The organism is Sphingopyxis sp. SCN 67-31, assembly GCF_001725095.1.
Genome location: NZ_MEFH01000015.1, coordinates 59,046 through 65,045, shown reverse-complemented (window position 1 = coordinate 65,045; position 6,000 = coordinate 59,046). Strand labels below are relative to the sequence as shown.

The following is a 6,000-nucleotide window of genomic DNA, read 5'->3' as shown; positions in this document are numbered from 1 at the left end:
CTGACTCGGCAGAAAGGCTTCAAGGTGGACGACTTTTACGCCGCCCGCAGCAGGACTATCCCGCCGCTACCGTGGTCGAATATTGCTCCGCCGTTCTCACCCATTTACCAATTTCGATGTATCGGTAAAGACGGGCAGGCTCGTGAAGCGATTATAGTCTTGTAATGAATAAACCTCATCAGAATTGTAAGCAGTCTGCGACGTAAGGGTCAGCCCCTGCATGATGTCCATATCGAGGTTGAACTGAAGAAGGTCTGCGCTCGCACGATAACGGGGATCACGGATCGAATTGATCACACGCAGATCGCGCGCCTGCATGAGGCCGCCGTAAGGATCGACGGGTTGGATAATGGTTTGCGTGCGATCGAGGGGGCGATTTGGATCGGAACCAAGGCCCGTTCCACTATCCTTCAACGCGATGGCCCCCAGAATAAAGCTATAGGACAGCCCATTGGGAGTGCCGAAGGCACCGTCATCATAAAGGCTGCCGGGCTTGCATCCCTGGCCGAACAACGCGCGGCGAACTTCTATGCCGGTAAAGCCGTTCAGGTTATCAGCCAGATCGACGCCCCCTACATGGGTCGGCCCATCATCGCGATGGCACAGCTGCTTACCGGTGCGCGAGCGGTTGTCGTTTTCGCTGAAGCGCTCCCAGATCAGGCTAGCACGGAACCACTGCGCCGGCTCGAAAGCCACAGACGTACGCAGCGACCAAAGGTCGCGGCCATTGATGTCATTCTTCGTCGTCGCATTATAGTCATAGCCGCTGCGCTGGGTCATCGAACCGGCGACGCGAACCGCCAGTACATCATCGACCAGCGGCACGTTGAGCATCGCGAGCAGGCGGCGGCTGTTGTAGTTGCCGACCTCGCCTTTGATATTACCCTCGAACGTATTCAACTTCGGCTTGGCTGTGATCAGGTTGACGACGCCGCCGGTCGCGTTGCGGCCATAAAGCGTCCCCTGCGGCCCGCGCAGCACCTCGACCCGCTCCATGTCGAAGAATTCCTGTTCGAAGAAGCGGTTGTGGATCATGGCACTGTTGTTGAAGGCGATGGCGACGCCGGGGTCGCTGGTCGCCGAGATCGACTTGGTGCCGACGCCACGGATCGACAGATTATACCCGGTGAAGTTCGATTTGCTGAACGTCAGGTTGGGCACCGCACGCATGATGTCGGGACCGCCCTCGATCTTCTGCTCCTCCAGAGCCTTTTGCGACAGCGCGGTGATCGCGATCGGCACATCCTGCACCGCTTCTTTGCGCTTCTGCGCAGTGACGATAATTTCCTCGCCGCGATAACCGTCATCGGCTGGTAGGGTTACGGCGTTTCCCGCGTTGCCCGACATCGCAGATGCCAGCGCCCAGGTGCGCCCGTCGCTCGACACGACGCGCAGACCAGCGTCGGCGGCGGCGCGGCGGACGGCCTGATCGACGGTCATCGACCCCTTGATCGCCCGGATCGTCTTGCCGCGCACCGCTTCTTCGCTGACGAGAATCTGAATGTCGGCCTGCTCCGCGAGTGCGGGGATGCCGGTGGCGGCCGACTGCGCCGGGACATTGAAGTTCTTGGTCTGGGCCATCGCGGGCGTCGCAACCGCTACCGCATAGACTGCTACTGACGCCGCGAGAGCGCCGCGAAGATCGCGATACCGCATAATATCCTCCCCCATGTAATCCGGCCCGATCATTCGGGCTCACATGGACAACGATGCTTGAGCGAAACTTTTTTGTAATTTTTTCTGAAAAAATCCGTCAATCCGACGACAGAATGATCCGGTCGGCGGTGATGACGGCGCGAGAATCCGTCAGAATCTCAACGGCGTGCGCGAAGGCGTCGGGTTCATTGGTGCGAAAGCGGCCGATCATCTTTTCTTGCCCGAGCGCTGCGTCGGAAAGCTCGATCTTGCGGACATTGTAGCGGTTGAACTCGGCCACCGCCTCCGCGACCGTGTCCCCGTCGAACACGAGCTGGCCGGTGCGCCATGCCAGCGCATTGTCGATTTCCTCGCTCGCAGCGGCAATCGACATCACGGCTTTGTCGGGTGCGATGAAGGCGCGCGTCCCCGCCTTGACGCGGCGGATATTGGCTTCGTCCCCGACGCGCCACACCTCAACGACGCCTTCGGTCACTTGCACATCGACGCCGTTCGCTTCTCGCCTGACGGAAAAGGCTGTGCCGACCGCGCGAACGCGCACGTCGCCGACCTCGACGACGAATGGCCGCGCGCGATCCTTGGCGACCTGAAACCACGCCTCGCCGCCCTTGAGCGCGATCTGGCGCAGCTTCGGCTTCATGGTCACGTCGAGCGCGGTTTGCGTGTTCACGGCGGCAAGCGAGCCGTCGCTTAGCGGCACCCGCCGGATTTCTCCTATCGCCGTCTGGATTTGCTCATCCGGCGCAGCGAAGAAATCCATGCGCGGAAGGCCGACCACCAATGCGGCGGCGGCAGCGACGGCACCGCCGCCCAATATGACACGTCGCCTCGAAAACCAGCCGCCGCCCGCGGCGGCGACCTCGTAAGCTGGCGGTTGTCCGGCGCGAAGGACGCTCGCGCGGTCGAGCATGTTCCATGCGACCTTGGCACGGAAATAGGCGCCGCGACGGCGATCATCACCCGCGAGCCACGCCTTGAGTTCGGCGCGCACGGCAGGGTCATGGCCCTCGCGGTCCATGCGGGCGACCCACTCGGCCGCGCGATCATTGATCGCTTGTGCTGTTTCGCGCTCGCTCATCATATCCCATTCTTGCCATTGCTCGCGCGGTCTTGCGATCGCCATCGGCTATCGACTGCAATATCAGCTTCATGCCCTTGGCAACCTCATTCCCGATCACAAATTCCGTAACGCCAAGCTTCTCGGCAACCTCGCGCTGCGACAGTCCATCGACCTTGCGAAGCTCGAAAATCCTTCGGCAGCGGTCGGGCAGTTCCTCGATAAAACGCTGCACCCGTTCCAGTTCGCGCCGGGCGGCGACAACCCGTTCGGGCGTCGGCTCGTCCATTGCGATGCCTGTGTTCTCGATCTCCGTAACCGATTCAATGCTGACCACGCGCGCGCGGCGCAATCGCATGAGAACGATGCTGCGCGCGGCGGTGAAGAAATAGGCGCGACCGCTGGCGATATGGCTCACACCTTTCAGGCCCGCGATCTGGCAATAGGTTTCCTGTATCACGTCTTCCAGGTCGTCGGGATCGAGCGTGCGGAGAAGCCAGGCGCGCACGTCCGCTTCGTGCGGCAGGATTTCCCGCCCCACCCAGGCCATGATCTGCGCGCGCTTCTCCCGGTTCACGTCATTCGACTTTTTCGCTCCCGTTCACCCTAACGATGCACGACGGAGGATTTCCCGTAAATTTTGTTCAAATTTATTGGGTGCCGACAATCTACATCCCAATTATCCAAGCCCGAAACCAAACAAGAAATGCACCGCCGCGCATCGTTGGAAGGAGTAGGAGAATGCGAGGCCATGAACGATGAGGCGACGATAACGCGGCAAGAACTTTACGATCTCGTCTGGCAGAAGCCGATGACACGTCTTGCAGAAGAATTTGGGATTACCGACCAACAGCTTGCCAGCCTGTGCAAGCGAGAGGCTATTCCGCGGCCGCTCGGGGGCCATTGGAACAAGCTCGCATTCGGCAAGCAGGTTGGTGCAAGACCGCCGCTTCCGTCCGGAAATCGAGGCGTAGATGCGATCGTCTTTCGCATATCGGACTTGTTGGCCCCTCCCGCGACGCCCAAATCGCACGTCGATCGGCACAAGGCAAAGATTCCGCCGGTTCGGATTTCTGAGCGGCTGTTGCATCCGCACCCGGTCATCGCCGAGCGTATCGCTTGCCGAAAAGCGGATATACGCGCCGGCAGGGAATATTATGACTGCGGCACCCGCGCGTGGGAGAAGATAACGCCCTTCAACGATGCTGATCGGCGCCTTTTTTGCGTTCTCGATGCTATTTGCGAGAATCTCGAGACGCATGGAGTGGCGGTAAGCCGCAATGAGCACGGCGAACTGACCGCACGTTCGGGCTGTGATGCAATCGTGTTTCAGCTTCGCTACCGCATGAAGCGGATCAAGACGTCAAGGATGCCCGACTCCTGGGACATGCGACCCAAAGGGGATGACGTCGTTCGTCACCATCTCGAAGCGACGGGCAATCTCATATTCGAGATGACAAGTTGGATGCCTTCAGGCTTCCGCCGCAAGTGGTGCGAGGGTTCAACCTATCGCATGGAACAGTTTGCCAGCGACATCGTCGCGACCATGATCTTGGCGCTCCCCGCTCTCGCCGCCGAACGCGAAGCGCGGGAGGAACGCAGACGCCGTTCTGAAATGAGGATGAAGCAGCAAAGTGAACAGGAAGCACAGCGGCGCTTGGACAAAAATCGCTTCCGGCAGTTCGCCGAACATGCCGCAGCATGGCGTGAAACGTCGCTGCTGCGACGCTTCGTTGCGGCCATGCGTGAGGCCGACCTCGACATGGAAATGGTGATCGAGGGCAAGACCATCGCGCAATGGCTCAACTGGGCGGAGGTTGCGATCGACCGTCACGATCCGCTTTTACACCCGAAGAGCGTGATCGAATCCATTGCAGCCGTGGATCGTTGGACCTATCCAGACTGACGAGCGGTCCGCCCGAACGCCTCGCACCCACGGCTAGTTTCTCGGGCTCCACATTCTTTGCGGACTCTACGTTCTCCCGCAAACGATCGAGTTCATCCGACCAGAATTGCATCATCTGGACGCGCTCGTCCCAATATTCGCCCCTGGCATAGGCGCGACGCACCGCGTTGCCTTCGGCGTGAGCGAGTTGCCTTTCGATCGCATCGGGATTCCAGCGCCCCATTTCGTTGAGCAAGGTGCTCGCCATCGCGCGAAAGCCATGCCCGGTCATTTCATCTTTCGCGTAACCGAGACGACGGAGCGCGCCGTTGATGGTGTTTTCCGACATGGGGCGACTGGCCGAGCGTAGCGACGGAAAAAGATACGGACTCGGGCTGGCATCATATTCCAGCATGGCGATGATTTCCAAAGCCTGCCGGGAAAGCGGAATCTTGTGCGCCCGGCGCATCTTCATTTTGCTCTCGGGGATCGTCCACACCGCTTTGTCGAGATCAAACTCTCTCCATTCGGCATGGCGGAGTTCGCCGGGGCGAACAAAAACGTGGGGCAAAAGGCGCAGCGCGATCAGCGTGGACGGATGGCCCTCATAGCTCTCTATCGCGCGCAGCAACGCGCCAACCTCTGCTGGTGTGGTGATGGCGGCGCGATGCGTTACCTTCGGTGTAATCAACGCCCCGCGCAAATCGGCGGCAACATCGCGGTCCGCTCGAACAGTGGCGATCGCATAGCGGAAAATCTGACCGCATATGCTTCGCAGGCGAAGAGCGGTTTCGTGCTTTCCCTTCGTTTCATATTTGCGAAGCAGGGTCAGCAATTCGAACGGCTTGATCTCTGCAATCGGCCGATGCCCGATAAACTGGTAGGAAAAGTCCAGCAGCCAGCGGTTCTTCTTGAGCGTGGCCGGCGAGAGGCCTTCCTTCGTGACCTTGGCCAGCCATTCCTCCGCGACGGCTTTGAATGTGTTTGCCGCCGCGATGCTCGCTGCCGCCTTTTCGAGCCTGGCCTGCTCGGCTGGATCGCGCCCGGTGGCCAGCAATTGCCGAGCTTCGTCGCGCTTGGCTCTGGCTCCGGCAAGGCCAACATCGGGCCAAGCGCCAAAGGACAGGGTCTTTTGCTTTCCAAGAAAGCGGTAGTTCATCCGCCAGCATCGTCGCCCCGCAGGGGTCACAAGAAGATATAGCCCGCCCGAATCACCCAGCTTATATGGCTTATCGCGGCCCTTCGCCGCCTTGACTGCTACCGCCGTCAGCATGATGGTATCTCTTCCATGACTGCCTCGGACATACCATCAAATATACCCCCAAATTGTCGGGGTGCGACGAAATACGCCCGTATCAACCCGGACGGTGATAGCACAAAAAATGGGAGAAATCAGCCGTTT

5 protein-coding genes are annotated in these 6,000 nt (G+C 59.9%); 1 reads left to right on the top strand and 4 read right to left on the bottom strand.

The genetic code is table 11. From position 1 onward, the window contains the following. Positions 1–96: 96 nt before the first annotated feature. The 3 genes from ABS88_RS02395 to ABS88_RS02385 all read right to left on the bottom strand — a co-directional run bounded on the left by ABS88_RS02395 (position 97) and on the right by ABS88_RS02385 (position 3,290). Positions 97–1,689, bottom strand: a complete 1,593-nt coding sequence (locus ABS88_RS02395) for a TonB-dependent receptor (protein WP_286748966.1) — start codon at positions 1,687–1,689, stop codon at positions 97–99. A 64-nt stretch (positions 1,690–1,753) separates the two neighbouring features. Beyond that, positions 1,754–2,734: a FecR family protein gene (locus ABS88_RS02390; protein WP_286748965.1), complete on the bottom strand. Its 981-nt coding sequence runs from the start codon at positions 2,732–2,734 to the stop codon at positions 1,754–1,756. Further along, on the bottom strand, positions 2,700–3,290 hold the full coding sequence (locus ABS88_RS02385; protein ID WP_286748963.1) for an RNA polymerase sigma factor: 591 nt from the start codon (positions 3,288–3,290) through the stop codon (positions 2,700–2,702). The genes ABS88_RS02390 and ABS88_RS02385 overlap by 35 nt, the downstream gene beginning before the upstream one ends. A 174-nt stretch (positions 3,291–3,464) precedes the next feature. On the opposite strand from ABS88_RS02385, the gene ABS88_RS02380 reads away from it, so the two are divergent. Then, entirely contained in the window at positions 3,465–4,619 is a 1,155-nt protein-coding gene (locus ABS88_RS02380; protein WP_286748962.1) for a hypothetical protein, read from the top strand. Here the strand turns inward: ABS88_RS02380 and ABS88_RS02375 are convergent. After that, positions 4,516–5,874, bottom strand: coding sequence for a tyrosine-type recombinase/integrase (locus ABS88_RS02375; RefSeq protein WP_286748967.1), 1,359 nt, complete (start codon positions 5,872–5,874; stop codon positions 4,516–4,518). The two genes, ABS88_RS02380 and ABS88_RS02375, sit on opposite strands and share 104 nt — an antisense overlap. Positions 5,875–6,000: the final 126 nt, after the last annotated feature.

Excerpts from the sequence above, each read along its gene's own strand:
- ABS88_RS02380 (WP_286748962.1), top strand. The coding sequence starts at position 3,465 with ATGAACGATGAGGCGACGATAACGCGGCAAGAACTTTACGATCTCGTC.
- ABS88_RS02390 (WP_286748965.1), bottom strand. The coding sequence starts at position 2,734 with ATGAGCGAGCGCGAAACAGCACAAGCGATCAATGATCGCGCGGCCGAG.
- ABS88_RS02395 (WP_286748966.1), bottom strand. The coding sequence starts at position 1,689 with ATGATCGGGCCGGATTACATGGGGGAGGATATTATGCGGTATCGCGAT.